The organism is Devosia rhodophyticola (genome assembly GCF_028816475.1).
Lineage (GTDB): Bacteria > Pseudomonadota > Alphaproteobacteria > Rhizobiales > Devosiaceae > Devosia > Devosia rhodophyticola.
This window is the reverse complement of record NZ_CP118247.1, coordinates 2,610,700-2,627,926: the sequence shown is the minus strand read 5'-3', so window position 1 is coordinate 2,627,926 and position 17,227 is coordinate 2,610,700. Positions and strand designations below refer to the sequence as shown.

Annotated in this window: 16 protein-coding genes; 6 read left to right on the top strand and 10 right to left on the bottom strand. The window is 58.2% G+C overall.

Features of this window, described 5'->3' with window-relative positions; translation table 11 throughout:
- Positions 1–28 precede the first annotated feature (28 nt).
- Positions 29–748: a FadR/GntR family transcriptional regulator gene (locus PSQ90_RS12885; RefSeq protein WP_282210699.1), complete on the top strand. Its 720-nt coding sequence runs from the start codon at positions 29–31 to the stop codon at positions 746–748.
- Positions 748–2,190: a sulfatase family protein gene (locus tag PSQ90_RS12880; protein ID WP_282210698.1), complete on the top strand. Its 1,443-nt coding sequence runs from the start codon at positions 748–750 to the stop codon at positions 2,188–2,190. The genes PSQ90_RS12885 and PSQ90_RS12880 overlap by 1 nt, the downstream gene beginning before the upstream one ends.
- Before the next feature lie 3 nt (positions 2,191–2,193).
- Here PSQ90_RS12880 and PSQ90_RS12875 read toward each other — a convergent pair whose 3' ends face one another.
- Positions 2,194–2,988: a sulfatase family protein gene (locus tag PSQ90_RS12875; protein WP_282210697.1), complete on the bottom strand. Its 795-nt coding sequence runs from the start codon at positions 2,986–2,988 to the stop codon at positions 2,194–2,196.
- Entirely contained in the window at positions 2,981–3,733 is a 753-nt protein-coding gene (locus PSQ90_RS12870) for a sulfatase-like hydrolase/transferase (protein WP_282210696.1), read from the bottom strand. Before PSQ90_RS12870 ends, PSQ90_RS12875 begins: the two co-directional genes overlap by 8 nt.
- A gap of 216 nt (positions 3,734–3,949) precedes the next feature.
- Here PSQ90_RS12870 and PSQ90_RS12865 point away from each other — a divergent pair, with 216 nt between their 5' ends.
- On the top strand, positions 3,950–4,348 hold the full coding sequence (locus tag PSQ90_RS12865) for a VOC family protein (protein WP_282210695.1): 399 nt from the start codon (positions 3,950–3,952) through the stop codon (positions 4,346–4,348).
- 63 nt (positions 4,349–4,411) lie between these two features.
- On the opposite strand, the gene PSQ90_RS12860 is transcribed toward PSQ90_RS12865, so the two are convergent.
- Positions 4,412–5,851, bottom strand: a complete 1,440-nt coding sequence (locus tag PSQ90_RS12860; protein ID WP_282210694.1) for an aldehyde dehydrogenase family protein — start codon at positions 5,849–5,851, stop codon at positions 4,412–4,414.
- Positions 5,852–5,881: 30 nt separating this feature from the next.
- Positions 5,882–7,036 (bottom strand): fumarylacetoacetate hydrolase family protein, encoded by a 1,155-nt coding sequence (locus tag PSQ90_RS12855; RefSeq protein WP_282210693.1) that lies wholly within the window; start codon positions 7,034–7,036, stop codon positions 5,882–5,884.
- A 194-nt stretch (positions 7,037–7,230) separates the two neighbouring features.
- Here PSQ90_RS12855 and PSQ90_RS12850 point away from each other — a divergent pair, with 194 nt between their 5' ends.
- Entirely contained in the window at positions 7,231–7,947 is a 717-nt protein-coding gene (locus tag PSQ90_RS12850; protein WP_282210692.1) for an SIMPL domain-containing protein, read from the top strand.
- 73 nt (positions 7,948–8,020) lie between these two features.
- Here the strand turns inward: PSQ90_RS12850 and PSQ90_RS12845 are convergent, their stop codons facing one another.
- Entirely contained in the window at positions 8,021–8,851 is an 831-nt protein-coding gene (locus PSQ90_RS12845; protein ID WP_282210691.1) for a sulfite exporter TauE/SafE family protein, read from the bottom strand.
- Positions 8,852–9,109: 258 nt separating this feature from the next.
- Here PSQ90_RS12845 and PSQ90_RS12840 point away from each other — a divergent pair, with 258 nt between their 5' ends.
- Complete coding sequence (locus PSQ90_RS12840; RefSeq protein ID WP_282210690.1) at positions 9,110–11,326, top strand: OmpA family protein; 2,217 nt, start codon at positions 9,110–9,112, stop codon at positions 11,324–11,326.
- Positions 11,327–11,579: 253 nt separating this feature from the next.
- Entirely contained in the window at positions 11,580–11,948 is a 369-nt protein-coding gene (locus PSQ90_RS12835; RefSeq protein WP_282210689.1) for a hypothetical protein, read from the top strand.
- Positions 11,949–12,032: 84 nt separating this feature from the next.
- Here the strand turns inward: PSQ90_RS12835 and PSQ90_RS12830 are convergent, their stop codons facing one another.
- The 5 genes from PSQ90_RS12830 to dnaG form a co-directional block, all read right to left on the bottom strand.
- Positions 12,033–12,254: a hypothetical protein gene (locus tag PSQ90_RS12830; protein WP_282210688.1), complete on the bottom strand. Its 222-nt coding sequence runs from the start codon at positions 12,252–12,254 to the stop codon at positions 12,033–12,035.
- 88 nt (positions 12,255–12,342) lie between these two features.
- Entirely contained in the window at positions 12,343–12,636 is a 294-nt protein-coding gene (locus tag PSQ90_RS12825; RefSeq protein ID WP_282210687.1) for an HlyU family transcriptional regulator, read from the bottom strand.
- 26 nt (positions 12,637–12,662) lie between these two features.
- Positions 12,663–12,956, bottom strand: coding sequence for a DUF2442 domain-containing protein (locus PSQ90_RS12820; protein WP_282210686.1), 294 nt, complete (start codon positions 12,954–12,956; stop codon positions 12,663–12,665).
- A gap of 12 nt (positions 12,957–12,968) precedes the next feature.
- Positions 12,969–15,056, bottom strand: a complete 2,088-nt coding sequence (rpoD, locus tag PSQ90_RS12815) for an RNA polymerase sigma factor RpoD (RefSeq protein ID WP_282210685.1) — start codon at positions 15,054–15,056, stop codon at positions 12,969–12,971.
- Between the two features lie 180 nt (positions 15,057–15,236).
- On the bottom strand, positions 15,237–17,192 hold the full coding sequence (gene dnaG / locus PSQ90_RS12810; protein WP_282210684.1) for a DNA primase: 1,956 nt from the start codon (positions 17,190–17,192) through the stop codon (positions 15,237–15,239).
- Between the last annotated feature and the right edge of the window lie 35 nt (positions 17,193–17,227).

Here is a 17,227-nt window from a genome sequence, read left to right as displayed (position 1 = left end):
CCAACATAATTTGAAAGGATGACCGCAGATGTTTCGCGCCATGCATAGCGATGACACCGCCGTCGAAACCGGCGCTGCCGCCATTGCGCGTCGACTGGCTTCGGCCATCCTGCGCGGTCAGTATCCACCCCAATCGCTGTTGCCAGGTGAAATTGAGCTGGCTACCCAATTTGGTGCCAGCCGCACCTCGGTGCGAGAGGCGCTCAAATCATTATCGGCAAAAGGGCTCATTTTATCGCGCAAAAAGGCCGGTACCAGCGTGCGGCCACGGGCAGACTGGCAGATGCTGGACCGCGACCTGCTGGCCTTGCGCCTCGAAATCGGCCCCGAGCATAGTTTTGCCACCGATCTTTTAGCGTTGCGACAGGCCATCGAACCGGCGGCTGCAGCCGCTGCGGCTCAATTTCAGGACAAAGCCGCCATTGCCGTAATTGCGGGCGCGTTTGCTGAAATGGAAGCGGCGAGCCATGATCGCAAGCGCTTTGTTGATCCAGACCTGCGCTTTCACAAGGCCATACTGGCCGCCTCCGGCAATGAATTCATGATGGCCTTTGGCGCCATGATCGAAGCGGGGCTTGCCGCCTTTATCACCATATCCCTGCGCCACACCGAAGCGCCTGCCCCGTCGGTTCCCCTCCACCACAATATTCTGAAAGCCATCGAGGCAGCAGACCCCGATGCGGCGCGCACCGCAATGGAAACCCTGCTTTCCCGCACAAAATCCAATATCAATCAGGATCTCGCATAATGACGGACGGACGGACCCAGCGCCCCCACATTTTTCTGGTCATCACCGACCAGCAGCGCTTCGACACCATCAACGCGCTTGGGGCGTCCCACATGGACACGCCCAATCTGGATCGCCTCGTTCGTGAGGGGGTTTCGTTCGACAATTGCTTTATCAACGCTCCCTCGTGCGTGCCGAGCCGCGCCAGCCTGTTTTCAGGCTATGCCCCGCACACCACCGGGGTTTTGCGCAACGGCCAGAACTGGAGCAAGACCTGGGTCGAACTGCTCGCCAATTCTGGTTATCACTGCGTCAATGTCGGCAAGATGCACACCATCCCCTATGATGCCAAAGCAGGTTTTAGCGAACGGTTCGTGGTTGAAAACAAGGATCGCTTCTTTGAAGGCCGCTGGTTTGCCGATGAATGGGACAAATCGCTTCAGCATCAGGGTGTAACCAAACCCTCGCGCGCCATGTACCGCACCCTGCCCGATTACAGCGAACGCCTCGGCGCCTTTGAATGGCCACTGGCCGAACACCAGCATGCCGATGTGTTTGTCGCCGAAACCGCTGCATGGTGGCTTGAAACCCGCCCCATGCCCGAAGCCCTGTTCATGCAGATTGGCTTTCCCGGCCCGCACCCCCCGTATGATCCGCCAAAGGAATATGCCGACGCTTATCTCGCCAGGGACGATCTGCCGGTCCCCGTCGTCAGTCAGGCCGATCTCGATGGCCTGCCGCCGATGCTCAAGGACAAGCGCACCCATGACGTGGCGGTCGATCACGACGCCATTTCATGGTCGCTCAATCCAACAACCGAGCAATTGCGACGCCTCCGCGCCCATTATGACGGCAATGTCACCCTGATCGACAAGCAAATCGGGCGTTTGCTCGAAACCATTGAATCCAAAGGCTATATCGACAATTCCGTCGTCATTTTCATGTCCGACCATGGCGACAATCTTGGCGAACACGGCCTGTCGCAAAAATGGTCGATGTACGACATGGTCACCCGCGTGCCCGCCATCGTCTGGGCCCCCGGCAAGTTTGCTGGCGGTCGGCGCCTCAAACAAATGTGCCAGTTATTCGATTTCGGCCCCACCATTCTTGAACTGGCTGGCGTCACCCCGCCCGCCGATTTCGAGGCCCAAAGTCTGGTCCCCGCACTTAAGGGAAACGACTGGTCTGGCCGCGACGCGGTATTCTGCGAACAGGCAGGCGACGTCACCATGGAAGATACCCGCCTGATCACCATGGTGCGCACCAAAACCGAAAAAGCGGTCCTCTACCTGGGCTCGGATCAGGGTCAGTATTTCGACCTCGAAACCGATCCCACCGAAGAAAGCAACCGCTGGAATGATCCAGCAGCCGCGCCCCAAATTGCGGCGCTGCGCCAGCGATTGCTCGAATGGCGGCTCGATAGTTCTGTCCACACCATGGACCGAACCGCCGCCCACCGTTAGGCGTCAAGCACCTGCGATCCGGGGCATTCTGGTTGGCTCGGATCGCATGACACCCTGCACCATGGCGAGCAGCATATCTTGCTTCAGCCCGGCACTTGCAGGCTCGTCCCAAAGATTATTGATCTCGCGCGGGTCCGTTTCGAGATCAAACAGTTCGCCGAACACGCCATGCCGATAAACGCTGATCTTGTAGCGCTGATCAACATAGGTCTGCACATGCGGCATTTCGGGATTGTGACGGTTTTCGCATATGACGAAATCCCGCGCCGGTTCGTCGCCACCCGACCAATTGGCCAATTGGGATACGCCCTGCATTTCGCCCGGCACCTTGAGCCCCGCCGCATCGAGCATGGTCGGTGCCAGATCAACCAGTGACACCAATGCCGCCGAAACTCGGCCGGCAGGCACAGTTCCGGGCTGCCGCACAATGAAGGGAATGCGCAACATATCCTCGTAGTGGAACGGGCCTTTGGCAATCAGCCCGTGCTGCCCCAAAAAATGCCCGTGGTCGGTGGTAAAGATCACCAGCGTGTTCTCGGTCATTCCCAAGGCGTCGAGCCTGTCGAGCAGCTTGCCCACTTCCTGATCAATAAAGCTGATCATGCCAAAATAGGTGGCCTTGTCCTTCTTCAGCTCCGCTTCGGGATAGAGATGGCTGGAGCAACCGTGGGCCGCATGGGGTTTGTGCCAATCACCAAAATCGGGATTTTCTTCCTGCGTCTTGCCAAAATGGGGCGGATTGCGCTCGTGCTCACCCGGCATCACAGCGCCAACGGTCATCTCCTCGGGATCATACATCGAGGCCCACGGTTCGCTGACCGTATAGGGGGTGTGGGTCGTGGAAACTTGACCACAGGAAGAAGGGCCTGTCGCTGTCGGCCTGTGCATCGAGATAGGCCAGCGAGCGTTCCCCGGTCCAGTGGGTATAATGCAATTCCTGTGGCAACTGCCAGGATCGCTCATCGCGGCAATAGCCGTATCTGGCGGCCATTTTGGGGGCCTTGGCAGCACTATCGCCCGGTAATGGCTGGAAATATTCCTTCCAGTCAGTCAAACCATGTTCTTCGAGCCAAATGGCATAATGCTGGCCGACATGGCTTTCATCGGCATGATTGCGCGCCAGTTCGACATGCTCGAACCCGTACCAAGTCTGGTTGAACCCGCGCCAGAAATCGAGATCCCGCAGCGTTGGCTGCGCTTCAATCGAGGGCGATTCCGCGGTCGAGGCCAGCGGCTGGAAATGCGCCTTGCCAATCAGGGCCGTTGAATAACCCGCCTCGATCAGCGCCTCGCCGACCGTCGGCACGTCCTCGGGAAGTTTCACCCCGATGGTCCAGGCCCCATGATGGGACGGATATTGCCCGGTTATGATGCTGGCGCGCGATGGCGTGCAGACTGGCGACGGGCAATAGGCCCGGTCAAACCGCGAGCCTTCGCGGCAGAGCCTATCCAGATTTGGCGTCTTGAGTTTTGGGTCGTGCACACCCAACGCCTCAAAATGTTGTTGATCAGTGGTAATCAGCAAAATATTGGGTTTGGGCATCGGCCATATCCTTCCAGTCGCGCATCTCGCTGGCGCAACCTAACCATCCCTGAAAAATAGGACAGTGCGTTTTGTTCGGTCCCCGATAGGTTTTCTTGATCGCTCCGTGTCAATCAGCGCGCACTTGTAGCTCCCACCCACATGGCGCATATTTTTGCGCAGTCGTCCCACCGCCGATCCCCGGCGCGCGGGCACGACAGTTGGAGGGATCTCAATATGGCCGACCCCGCAGCAATTTCGGGCATTACGCCCTACCTCAGCATCAATGGCGCCCGCGACGCCATCGACTTTTACAAAAAGGCATTTGATGCCGTCGAACGCGATGTCATGCTCGCCGATGATAAAACCCGCATCATGCACGCCACTATCGAGATCAATGGCGCACCGATTTTCCTCTGCGATTTCTTCCCCGAATTTGGCAGCGCTATAACCATGCCGCAGGCCTTTAATCTCCACATTCAGGTCGATGACGCCCAAAAATGGTGGGATCGCGCCGTGGCCGCCGGATGTACTGTCTCGATGAAGCTGGAAAAGCAGTTCTGGGGCGATATTTATGGCCAGGTCAAAGACCCGTTCGGCGTCAGCTGGGCCATCGATCAGGCCGATTCAAAATAATCGCCAAACAAAAAGTGCCCCGGCAATCCGGGGCACCCAAACCTTGCAAACCGAAAGGCGCGCCTAGCCTGCCGACGTATAGGCCGTCTTGACTACGGTGAAGAATTCAGCCGCATATTTGCCTTGCTCGCGCGAGCCATAGGACGAGCCCTTGCGCCCACCGAATGGCACGTGGAAATCAACGCCCGCCGTTGGCAGATTGACCATCACCATGCCCGCTTCTGCATTGCGCTTGAAATCGGTCGCATATTTCAGCGAGGTGGTCACAATACCAGCCGACAGACCGAAATCGGTGTCGTTGGAAACCGCCAGCGCTTCGTCATAATCCTTGACCCGGATAACCGACGCCACCGGACCGAAAATTTCTTCGCGCGAAATGCGCATCTGATTGTTGGCTTCGGTAAACAGCGTTGGCTGCAGATAGAAGCCTTCGGTATCGCACTTGACCAGTTCGCCACCAGCAACCAGCTTGGCGCCTTCATTCTTGCCGATAGCGATATAATCGGTGTCCTGCTTGAGCTGGCTGGCATCGACCACCGGCCCGATATCAGTGCCCTTGGCCAGCGCATCACCAACCTTGAGGCCCTTGGCCCGTTCGGCCAGCGCCGACACAAACTTGTCGTGGATGCCTTCGGTGACGATCACCCGCGAAGACGCGGTGCACCGCTGGCCGGTTGAAAAGAAAGCCGATTGCGCCACGGTTTCCACCGCGATCTTGAGATCGGCATCGTCCAGAACCACAACCGGGTTCTTGCCGCCCATTTCCAGCTGGAACTTGCGGTTATGCTCGATCGAGGCCGCAGCAACGCGCTTGCCGGTGCCCACCGAGCCGGTGAATGAGATGGCGTTGACGTCCTTGCTGTCGAGCATGGTTTGCCCGACAACCGAACCACGGCCCATGACCAGGTTCAAAACACCATTGGGCAGCCCGGCGCGCTTCAAAATGTCAACAATGGCCCAGGTGCAGCCCGGCACCAGATCGGCTGGCTTGACCACGACCGTGTTGCCATAGGCAAGAGCCGGGGCAATTTTCCAGGCCGGAATGGCGATGGGGAAGTTCCACGGCGTGATGATCCCGACAACGCCAACAGCTTCGCGGGTAATTTCAATGCCAATGCCGGGACGCACACTTGGCATCAATTCACCGGCGAGCCGCAGGGTTTCACCAGCATAAAAATCAAAAATCTGACCGGCGCGCGTTACCTCGCCAATGCCTTCAGGCAGGGTCTTGCCTTCCTCACGGCTGAGCAATTCACCCAGTTCCTGCTTGCGGGCCAGAATTTCATCAGCGGTTTTGCGCAAGATGGCATGGCGCTCCAGAATGCCCGAGCGCGACCATGCCGGAAATGCGGCCTTGGCGGCGGCAATCGCCTGCTTGGTGTCCTCGACCGTGCCGCGCGAATAAAGCCCCACAACATCGGCGGTGTTGGACGGATTGATGTTCTCGGCGCCGTCGGAGCCTACCCATTCGCCATTGATGAGGTTCTTGTGCAAGTCGGTCATGATCAAAGCCTTTAGCTCAATTCGGAAAAATCAGAGGAGGTCGGCACGCGAAAGATCGCGCATCAAATGGCTGGCGCCATAGGTCCAGGGCGGGCATTCGGTGGATAGCCTTACTCTGTTAGATAGGGTGCCAAGCGTCGGTGTCGAGATGGAGACCACATCATTTATTTTGTGAGTGAAACCTTTGCCTTCTCCGCCACGATCCTGGACCGGCGCAAACATGGTGCCAAGATAAAGCACCAGCCCGTCCGGATATTGATGATGCCGCCCGATGGTCGCCGCCACCAGCGATTCAGGGGTACGCGAAATCTGGCTCATCGATGAATTGCCGACCAGCTCAAATCCATCTTCACCCGAAACATTCAGCGCAATCTCCGCCGCTGAAATTGTTTCAAGCGTGAATGTCTCGTCAAACAGGCGAATGAATGGTCCGAGCGAGCCCGAAGCATTATTGTCCTTGGCCTTGCCCAGCAGCAGCGCCGAACGCCCTTCGACATCGCGCAAATTCACATCATTGCCCAGCGTTGCGCCGATGATATTGCCAGCGCTGGTGATCAGAAGGGCAACTTCGGGCTCGGGATTGTTCCAGCTCGAAACCGGATGCAGGCCGACATCGGCCCCAAATCCGACCGAACTCATCGGCTGCCCCTTGGTGAAAATCTCCGCGTCCGGCCCGATCCCCACTTCGAGATACTGGCTCCACACGCCGCGCTCTATCAGCGCCGCCTTGACCTGCATCGCCGTTTCCGAACCCGGCACCAGTTCCGACAGATCAGTGCCGATAAGACCCAGAATTTCTGTCCGCAACGCATCGGCACGCGCCTTGTCGCCCCGCGCCTGCTCCTCAATCACCCGCTCGAGGAGCGACACGACAAAGGTTACGCCGGACGCCTTGATCGCCTGCAAATCGATCGGCGACAACAGGCTGGCGCGATTGTTATCGCATTTTTCAGCCCAGCTATTGGCCAGAATGTCGTTGACGTCACCCAGATCAGTGCCAGCGGCATTGCGCACATGGGCAACCGGGGCTTCACCCTCGGCGATATCGCGCACTGTGGCCGCACCGGTCGCCGTAATATCCACCAGCCGCCCGTCACGGACGCTCACCGCCCGTGGATGGGCAAAGCCCGGCACACGCGCCCGCCCGATCAGCACGCCATTTTCAGGCAAAGCCGTTCTGTCCATTTCCATCCCCTGTAAAATGTTAGCGCCTTGCTAACCCACCGTTGTGTCGCCATGCAAGCCTTGCAAATGCGATTTGGACCACGACCTTAGGCTAACTTCGTTTTCCACACCTCGTTCAACTCCCATTCATCCATGCCCAAATACTGACGTATTCAGTGGCGAGACGTGCCACCAACAATTTTTGGAGCCGAACCATGCGAACATTTCTCGCCCTCGCCCCTGTGGCCCTCTTCGCTGCAATGGCCAGCCCAACCCTTGCCGGAACCATTGCGATCAACGGGCACGGTGAAGTGAGCGCTGCGCCCGATACCGCCTATGTGACCTCGGGCGTCACCACCCAGGGCACCACCGCCCGCGATGCGTTTGACCAAAACACCGCCGCCATGGCCGAGCTTATCGCAACGCTCAAGGATGCGGGCATCCAGCCCCGCGACATCCAGACCTCGGGCTTTTCGGTCAATCCGAATTACGTCTATTCCGACCAGCGTACGCCCTCAGGATACAACCAACCGCCCAAAATCAGCGGCTATCAGGTCTCAAATTCGGTAACTGTGCGCGTACGCGCCCTTGATACGCTGGGCGGCGTTTTGGACCGAGCTGTCACCATTGGCGCCAACACTATTAACGGCGTGACCTTTGCCGTGGCCGATCCGAGCGATCTTTATAAACAGGCCCGCAAGCAGGCCTTTGCTGATGCTCTAGGCAACGCCGAACTCTACGCAACAGCGGCCAATGGCACACTGGGCGATATCGTCACGATTGAAGAGGTGCAGAACTACGCCCCTCCCCAGCCATATATGGTCAAGGCGATGGCAGAAGCCGCCCCGCGTGCCGATGTTCCTGTCGAAGCTGGGGAACTAACTTTCTCCGCTGATGTTTCAGTAAAGTGGGATTTGTCCCAATCCCAATAACCTGTTCCCCTCTTTTTCGAGGGGCCGGGGAAGGTGGAGATGGCCGTCGTAGTCAACCGTCTCCACCGACCTCCTAACCGGCCATGACCTTCCACAGCATGTTAAGCCCGACCAGAACCAGAAATCCGGCAAAGACATATTTGAGCGTTTTTTGGTCCAACCGATGCGCCAGTGTCGCCCCCACCGGCGCAAAAGTGGCTGCCAGAACACCCACCAGTACCAGCGCGATCAGATTGACGTAGCCGACGCTGAACGGCGGCGTGCCCGCAACGCCCCACCCCGAAATGATAAAACCAATGGTGCCCGAAATGGCGATTGCAACGCCCAATGCGGCCGAGGTGCCAACGGCGCGGTGAATGGGCGCCCCGAACGCCACCTGCGTCGGCACACTCAACGAGCCGCCGCCAATCCCCATCATCGCCGAAATATAGCCAACCACGAACGCCGAGATCCGGTGCGTCAACTTTGAGCCATGCAAATGGCCCATCAGCTTGGTTTGAAACGAAAAAACGATGTTGATCGCAATCACAAATGCCATGACAGCAAAGATGATGCGCAGCACATTGCCAGAAAACAGCCCGGCCATCAGTCCGCCCAGCAAAGTACCCGCCACAATGAAGGGCACCCAGAGTTTAAGCGTTTCGAGGTCCAGCGCGCCCCGGCGATAATGGGATCGTGCACTCATCAACCCGGTGGGAATGATAATGGCGAGCGAGGAACCAACCGCAACATGCATGACCAGATTGGTGTCATAGCCCAACCAGGCAAGCGCGGTTGCCAGAGCCGGCACAATAACCGCCCCGCCACCGACGCCCAGCAATCCTGCGGCAACCCCGGAAACCACGCCGGTGATCATCAACCCCAGAACAAACGGCCACAGGCCAACGATCGTCCCCCAATCCATTGCGCGAATCCCTCTCCTCTGCAAAACCGCGCCACCCTGCCACTTCCCTTTTGCGCGCGCCAGCCATTCTGCCGCAATGAGGCCACGATCAGCATATGGTCTGGCGCTTGGCAAGGTTCGGAACTTTCCCAGAGCCTTGGAGTTGCTAACCTTATCGGGAAGCCACGTCGAATTTGAACGTGCGCTTCCGTTCATATCCCGTTCACCTTGCCATCGCGATGCTGGCTCAACTCGACGTTTGACCAAAGGAAAACCAACATGCGCTTTCGAAATTGGCTGCTTACCGGCACCAGTCTTGGGTTACTGACCTTGTCCCCGCTCACCGTCAGCGCGCAGGACAGCGGCCTTGTTGCCGCCTATCAGGCTTTTGTAACCGCCCAGAACAGCGGCGACGCAGCCGCCCTGAAGACTGCCCAGAACGCTTTTAACGAGCAATGCATTGTGGCTGGTTACGCTAGCGTTGACGAATGTATTGCCGCCCTGACCGCTCCCGCCGCCGAACCGGCGCCTGCCGCCGAACCGGCGCCTGCCGCTGAACCAGCGCCTGCGCCTGAAGCCGCGCCAGAGCCTGCGCCTGAAGCCGCGCCAGAGCCAGAACCGCAGCCTGAAGTTGCACCAGAACCTGAGCCGCAACCTGAGGTTGCGCCAGAACCTGAGCCGCAACCTGAAGTTGCACCAGAGCCAGAGCCGCAACCTGAGGCTGTGCCCGCGCCCGAACCTCAGCCGGAGCCTGCGCCAGAGCCGGTTGCGCCTGAACAGATAACCCCAGCCGAGCAACCAGCAGCGGTCGAACCGGCTCCAGCTGAACAGGCGGCCCCCGCCGAGCAACCGGCTCCTGCCGAAGAAGCGGCTCCGGCTGAACAGGCAGCGCCTGCCGAACAGCAAGCCCCTGCCGCTGAACAATCAGCACCGGCTGAAGCCACAGTAGATATCTCAGCCGATTTGCAAGCTCAGATCGATATTTATAATGACGCTATTGCCGATATTCTGGCTGGTGGCGAACGCGCCGAGGCCGACGCCAAAATGGCAGCTGCCCAACAACAGATTGATGCACTTTGTCAGCAGGCAAACTTCCCCGACACGGCAGCATGTCTGGCCAATTATGGTTTGGAACTGCCTGCTCCACCGCCCGCCGCGGCTGGAGCGGTGGAACAACCCGCTGCACCTGCTGAAACACCAGCAGCAGCACCCACGGAAGCGCCCGCAGAGCCCACCGAAACTATCGAAGATCTGCCAGAAGGCGTCACCCAGGAACAGGTAGCCCCGGTTCTTGATAGTGCCAAGGATGAACAGGCAACGCCCGCCGATGCCAACCAGCCTGCAGCTGAAGCAGCGCCCGAAGCACCGGCCGAGCCACCACCAGCCGATGATCAGGCGTCACAGGCAAATTTTGCGCCCGATGCCGCTGAAATTCAGCCGGTTAACGAGGAACAGGGCGAACGCATAGAGGCCCAGCAAGCGGCCCCCCAGGAGATGCCGCAAAACGTCACGGTGATCAACCAGACCAATGTCACCACGACCAACAATGTGACCAATAATACGACGAATAACACCACCAACAACACCGTCGACAATTCGACCAACACGACGGCGGTTCAGCAAAACAATGTCGAGGCCAGCTTCGGCAACACGCTCACCCAGGTCATCTTGCAGGTAGGCAGCCAGCTGATCGTTGAAAATCGGGGGCAAGATACCGACCGCTTCCTCGATGCCGAAGGTCAGGACGAAATCTACTATGATCGTCTGGGCAACGGACGCGTGCGCGAAACCATTGTGCGGGCCGACGGCTGGCAGATCGTGACCGTGCGCAATCGCAATGGCGACGTCCTGCGTCGCTCCAAGATTGATCCGGACGGGCGCGAATATATCTTGGCCTATTTTGACGACCGCTATGATGAAGACTTGCTGGAATGGCGTGACCCCGGTCAGGACCTGCCCCCGCTGCGCCTCAATATTCCGGTCGATCAATATGTCATTGATGCCCGCAATGCCGACGAGGAGCAGGTTGCAACCTTCTTCCGACAACCGCCGGTGGAACAGGTCGCGCGGCTTTATTCGATTGACGAAGTCAAACGCTCAGCCCGCGTTCGCGACAGCGTGCGCAAACTCGAAGTGGGCGGTTTGACTTTCGATACCGGCGCAGCCTCGATCAGTCGCGACCAGGTCGGTGCCTTGAGCAAGGTGGCCGCCGCAATGACGCAATTGCTGCGCACCAACCCGGCTGAAACCTTCCTGATCGAAGGTCACACCGATGCGGTGGGGTCGGAAATATCAAACCTGCAATTGTCGGACCTGCGCGCGGCCACAGTGGCCCGCATCCTGACCGACTTCTACCAGATCCCGCCCGAAAACCTGGCCACCCAGGGCTATGGCGAGCGGTATCTAAAAATCCGCACCGAAATGGCTGAACGGGCCAACCGCCGCGTCACCATTCGCCGGATCACCCCACTGGTCGCCCCGGTTGCATCGAGGTGATCGACGTCGGTTCTGATTGAGATGAAGCCGGGCCCAGTGCCCGGCTTTTTATTGCGCATCTGCAACACTGGCCGGACAGAAGGCCGGCTCAACACCATTTTTTTCCTTCATTCCGACCAATATTGCGCGCGATACGAGACTACATCATTGAAATATATGGAAAATATAGAATTCTTGCGGTGAACACATTTTCGGGAACGATTCATCAGTGCCCGCGTTCTCTTGCCGTACGGTGAAACAAAGGAGCCAGATCATGGCAACCCCCGATCGTGACAATCTCTACTCCAATGATAGCAGCCGCGCGGTCTACACGCGTGAAAGCAATGGCACAGCATGGTTCGTCGGCGTCGTCGTCGTGCTCGCCCTGTTGGCTATTGGTTATCTGATCTTCTCGGCCAATTCCGGGACGTCCACGGCAGTCGATGCCGGTGCCGCGCCTGCGGTTGAAGCACCCGCTGTCCCAGCTGCGCCCGAAACAGCTCCTGCCCCTATGACTGAGGCCCCTGTTGTTCCAGCCACTGATGCAGCCCCGGCTACAGAAGCTGCTCCTGCCGTTGAAGCTGCCCCCGCAGCCCCTGCTGCAGAACCAGCTGACGGTGCCGCCGCGCCGGCTGCCCAATAACAAGAATTACCTTCGCGCCGCTCAGGCGGCGCAACTAAGCCCCGGTCGGCCCGCCGGGGCTTTTGTTTATCTGGTGGATTTTGTCTATTTACCCGAGCGCTTGATGGACTTGATCGCCAAAGGCGGAATGCCGGACTTTTCCGAAATAGCCTGATCCTGCTCCATGATCGCGGTGCGGGCCGGCTCATCGCCATCAAGCCCGCCAAGCAGACTGGCGTCGACCTTACGGTTGGAGCGCTGGCTGCCATCTTCATAAATTACATCGAACATCACAAATTCGCTGCGCGCGGTTGGCTTTCTTGCCATGATAGTCACTCCAATTCAGCCGTTCACGGACCACTCGCCGCCTGGCGGGTGCCCCTCAAAAATCTTGCAATTTCTGGCTTGTCCGGCCCTAGTTGAAAATACCGGTACCCTGTTCGTCGATGATCTGCCGACCTTTGTTGATCGCCAGCGCAATCAGATCATCCTTGCTGCCCATCCGGTCAGCCCGCACGAACCTGTAGCTCTTGATCTCACCGTCCACCTCTTTTTCGATGGTGCCAGCCAGCTGATATTCGCTCCCGGCCCGCATCTCAATCGCCTTGATGGTGAAGTCCTTGTAGTCCTCTTTGCCGAGCACTGCGTCGCCCTTGGGCTCATCAGAACTGGCTTCCCCGCCCCCGAACAGCTTTTTGAGAAACGACATGACCTACTCCTTCGATCGGTTCGGCACTAATACCGCGGACGGCGCACCGGCAGCGGCAGTTGCAATTCGCCGCGTTTTTGCATTTCTTCGCGCAACCAGTCTGGCGACAGGTGAAAATAGTTTGGCCAGGTGGGCACGCCATTACTCAGTTCAACCTGCCCGAAAAAGCGCCGGTCACGCAAGGCCTCGGTGCCCTCGCCCCGCTCCCCGATCATGGGAGCGGCATCAAACGTACCGCTCGAACCGTCCGTAAACGTCACCACCAGCTTGAACGGCACAATGGCGCGGATCGCCGTTATTTTCAGGCGCGCCGCCACCATTCGCTCTACCCTTTAATTGTCCAGGAAGCTCCGCAACTTGCGCGAGCGGCTTGGGTGTTTAAGTTTACGCAACGCCTTGGCCTCGATCTGCCGAATACGTTCGCGCGTCACCGAAAACTGTTGGCCAACTTCTTCAAGCGTGTGGTCAGTGTTCATGCCGATACCAAATCGCATGCGCAACACGCGCTCTTCACGCGGCGTCAACGACGCCAGAACCCGCGTCGTTGTTTCGCGCAGATTGGACTGGATTGCCGCGTCAATCGGCTGGGTGGCGTTCACGTCCTGAATGAAATCGCCCAGATTGCTGTCTTCCTCGTCCCCGATTGGGGTTTCGAGCGAAATCGGCTCTTTGGCAATCTTGAGAACCTTGCGCACCTTATCCAAAGGCATCTGCAACTTTTCGCTCAATTCCTCAGGGGTCGGCTCACGCCCGATTTCATGCAGCATCTGCCGACTGGTGCGCACGATCTTGTTGATCGTTTCGATCATGTGTACCGGAATACGGATGGTCCGCGCCTGATCGGCAATCGAGCGGGTGATCGCCTGCCGGATCCACCATGTCGCATAGGTCGAGAACTTGTAACCGCGCCGATACTCGAACTTATCGACAGCCTTCATCAGCCCGATATTGCCTTCCTGAATGAGATCCAGAAATTGCAAACCACGGTTGGTGTACTTCTTGGCAATCGAGATCACCAGACGCAGGTTGGCTTCAACCATTTCCTTCTTGGCAATGGCTGCCTCGCGTTCGCCCTTTTGTACCTTGTGCACAATCCGGCGGTACTCGGCGATATCAAGACCGGTTTCGGTGGCGAGCGTGGCGATATCGCCGCGCAATTCGGCAATTGTGTCCGCTTCGCGCTTGGCAAATTCGCCCCAGCCCTTGCCAGCGTTGGTGGCCAGATTTTCTTCCCAGGCCGGGTTCAGCTCCGAACCATAATAGCTTTCAAGGAACGACTCGCGCGTTACCCCATAGCTTTCAGCCAGACGCAACAGCCGACCTTCGAGCCGCACCAGTCGCTTGTTGATGTCGTAAAGCTGCTCAACCAGACTTTCGATACGGCTATTGTTGAGCGACAGTGATTTGACGTCGGCAATCACCTCGGTGCGCAGCACATTGAGCTTTTTATTGTCGGCATCGCTGACATCAACCGCACGATCTTCAGCGTGCCGGTCCTGCATGACACGCATTTTGCCATATGCCTCGGCAATACGGTCAAAAGTTTCCACCACCTGCGGCTTCAGTTCCGCTTCCATGGCAGACAGCGACAATGCATTTTCATATTCATCATCATCGTCATCAGGCGGGGGATCCTGCGGCGCCTCGGGCTCTTCGGGCACATATTCGCCATTGGCACTGGCCGCACGCCGCGCATTTGCCGCCGCGACCTTGGCCTTTTCAGCGTTGACGCTTTCAAGCTTGGCCGCAACCGTCAGGCTGATCGGTCCCTGCACCGGTGCGGGCGCCGCCTGCTTGGCGTCGGGGCCCGCGTACGTGGCTTCCAGATCAATGATGTCGCGCAATAGGATTTCGCCTTCACCCAACTGATCGCGCCAGATGATAATGGCCTGGAAGGTCAATGGACTTTCGCAAAGCCCTTCGATCATGGTCTCGCGGCCGGCCTCAATCCGCTTGGCGATGGCAATTTCGCCTTCGCGTGACAAAAGCTCAACCGAACCCATTTCGCGCAGATACATGCGCACCGGATCATCGGTCCGGTCGCTGCCTTCGCGGGTGTTGGATTTCGAGGCAACGGCGGTCCCGGTGGAAGGTGCCAGTTCCTGGCTTTCCTCTTCGTCCTTTTCCACCTCGGTCTCTTCGACCTCGTCCTCATCGACCACATTGATGCCCATGTCGGAGAACATGGACATGATGTCTTCGATCTGCTCGGAGGAAACTTCCTCGGCAGGCATCACGGCGTTGAGTTCTTCGTACGTCACATAGCCGCGTTTTTTGGCGACCTTGATCAGTTTTTTGACCGCGGCATCGGATAAATCGAGTAACGGGCTGTCGTTGGTGGTCTCAGCGCCCGCAGCCGGTGTGCCCGATTCGGGCTTTTCGGCATCCTTGGTCGTTTTGGTAGCTGCCTTAGTGGCCATCTGGTGCTCCTCGGGACCCGTCAGCGGCCGGGTGCCGGTAAGGTCATAAATGGGGATAGCTCAAGACTAGGTAAAGGTTTGGTAAACCAAGTGTTAACATGGCTTCCTGTGGTTCGCTCGGCCTTTTGCATATATCGCCATACGCAAAATCGCGCATACGCGCCGGTTCTAGAAATTTTTCTAGAAACTGCGTGTAGCGCGCCCCGATAGCGAACCAAATCCTTCGATCAATGCCTCAGTGCCATCGACAGTGGTTATCTGGTTCTTAATGTCTCGCAGCCTTTCAAAGGTTTCTTCGCTCGGGGCTTCGCCCAGCGCCGCTTCGGCTGCCTTGAGTTCCTTATTTAGCTGAACTTTCTTGTTATGCAAGGCCAGCGCGTGACTCAATCCCGTCTCCGCATCAGTTTGTGCGATCTCAGAAGATATTTGCCACACCCCCTGCCTGTTCAATAACTGGCGCATCCGCCCGATAGTTTCACCAAATCCGCGCACCCCCAGCGCCTCGCCCAGATTGGCCGCCGAAATATCGTGATCCCGCATCACAAGGTCGAGAATGGCCCCAATGATTTTGTGCGCCATGGGCGTTTCCAGATCCAGCATCGCCAGTTCTTCAAAATGATCTTCGACAAGGCCTGGATGATTGACCAGCGACATGATGATCGCTGCCTCGCGCGGTGTCGCATCGCTATTGGCCAAATTGGGTTTGACGATGCGCGAATTGCGCAGCGTATCCGACAACACCAGCTTGGGACTGCCGCGCCCAAATCCCTTTTGCCCGTAATTTTTCTGCCCGTAGCCACCCTGTCCATAATTGCTTCGCCCACCGCCACGCGGATCATAACCGCTGCGGCTGGGTGTAAAAAACGCCTTCAGCTTTTCATCGAACGCCTGGCCATAGTGAAACCGCACCGATGAATCCTGGATCGAATTGGCCCGTTCGCGCAGCTTGGCCTGCAAAGCCGCCCGCGCTTCGGGTGTTTCGGGCACCAGCCCGCCAGTTTCCATGCTCCAGATCATATCCGACAGGCTCCGCGCCCGCTCGATCACATCGGCAAAGGCACCGCGCCCCTGCGCCTTGATCAGATCATCGGGGTCCTGCCCCTCGGGCAACGTCGCAATTTTTACGGTTTGTCCGGGCTTTAGATGCGGCATCACGATGTCGGCGGCGCGCTCGGCAGCCTTCAACCCCGCCTTGTCGCCATCAAAGCATAAGACCGGCTCATCGCTCATTCGCCACAACAATACCAGATGCTCTTCGGTCAAGGCCGTGCCCAACGGCGCCACCGTCCCCTCAAAGCCGGCCGAAACGGCGGCGATCACATCAAGATAGCCCTCAACCACAATGACGCTCTTGCCATCGCGCGCCGCCTGCCGCGCCGCCTGTCCGTTATAAAGCACCTGCCGTTTGTGAAACAGTTCGGTTTCGGGCGAATTGAGATATTTTGCCGGTACATCGGAGGACAGCGCTCGCCCGCCAAAGGCAATCACCCGTCCGCGAAAATCAGTGATCGGAAACATCACCCGATTGCGGAACCGGTCATATGTCAGCGGATCGCCCTCGCGGCTGGTCACCAGCCCGGTATCAATCATGTCCTGCGCCGACACCCCATTGAGCGCCAGATGCTCCTTCAATCCATTGCGACTGTCGGGCGCAAAGCCCAGCCGAAACCGTGTTTGCGCGGTCGCCGAAACGCCGCGATCAAACAGATAGCCGCGCGCTTTGGCCCCGATATTGTGCACGAGCCCCGCCTCAAAATATTTCGCCGCCAGTTCCATAACATCAATCAGGCTGCGCTGCGCCGCTTCGCGCTTTTCCTGCCGCTCGTCACGCGCCGGCATCGGCACTCCGGCCATTTCGGCCAATCGCTCCACAGCTTCGGGAAAACTCATGCCCACTTTTTCGGTCAGAAACCGAAAATGATCGCCCGTCACCCCACAGCCAAAGCAATGGTAGATGCCGCGATTATCGTCTGCATGGAAACTGGGGCTCTTTTCGCCATGAAACGGGCAGCACGCCCACATGTCGCCGCGCCCGGGCTGGCTCTTGCGTTTGTCCCAGAGCACATGCTCGCCCACCACCTGCGTTATCGGCAGGCGCTGGCGGATCTCTTCAAGAAACTGGTCGGTAAAACGCATGGCTCTACCTAAGCGTTACCCTGCGCTCTGTCACT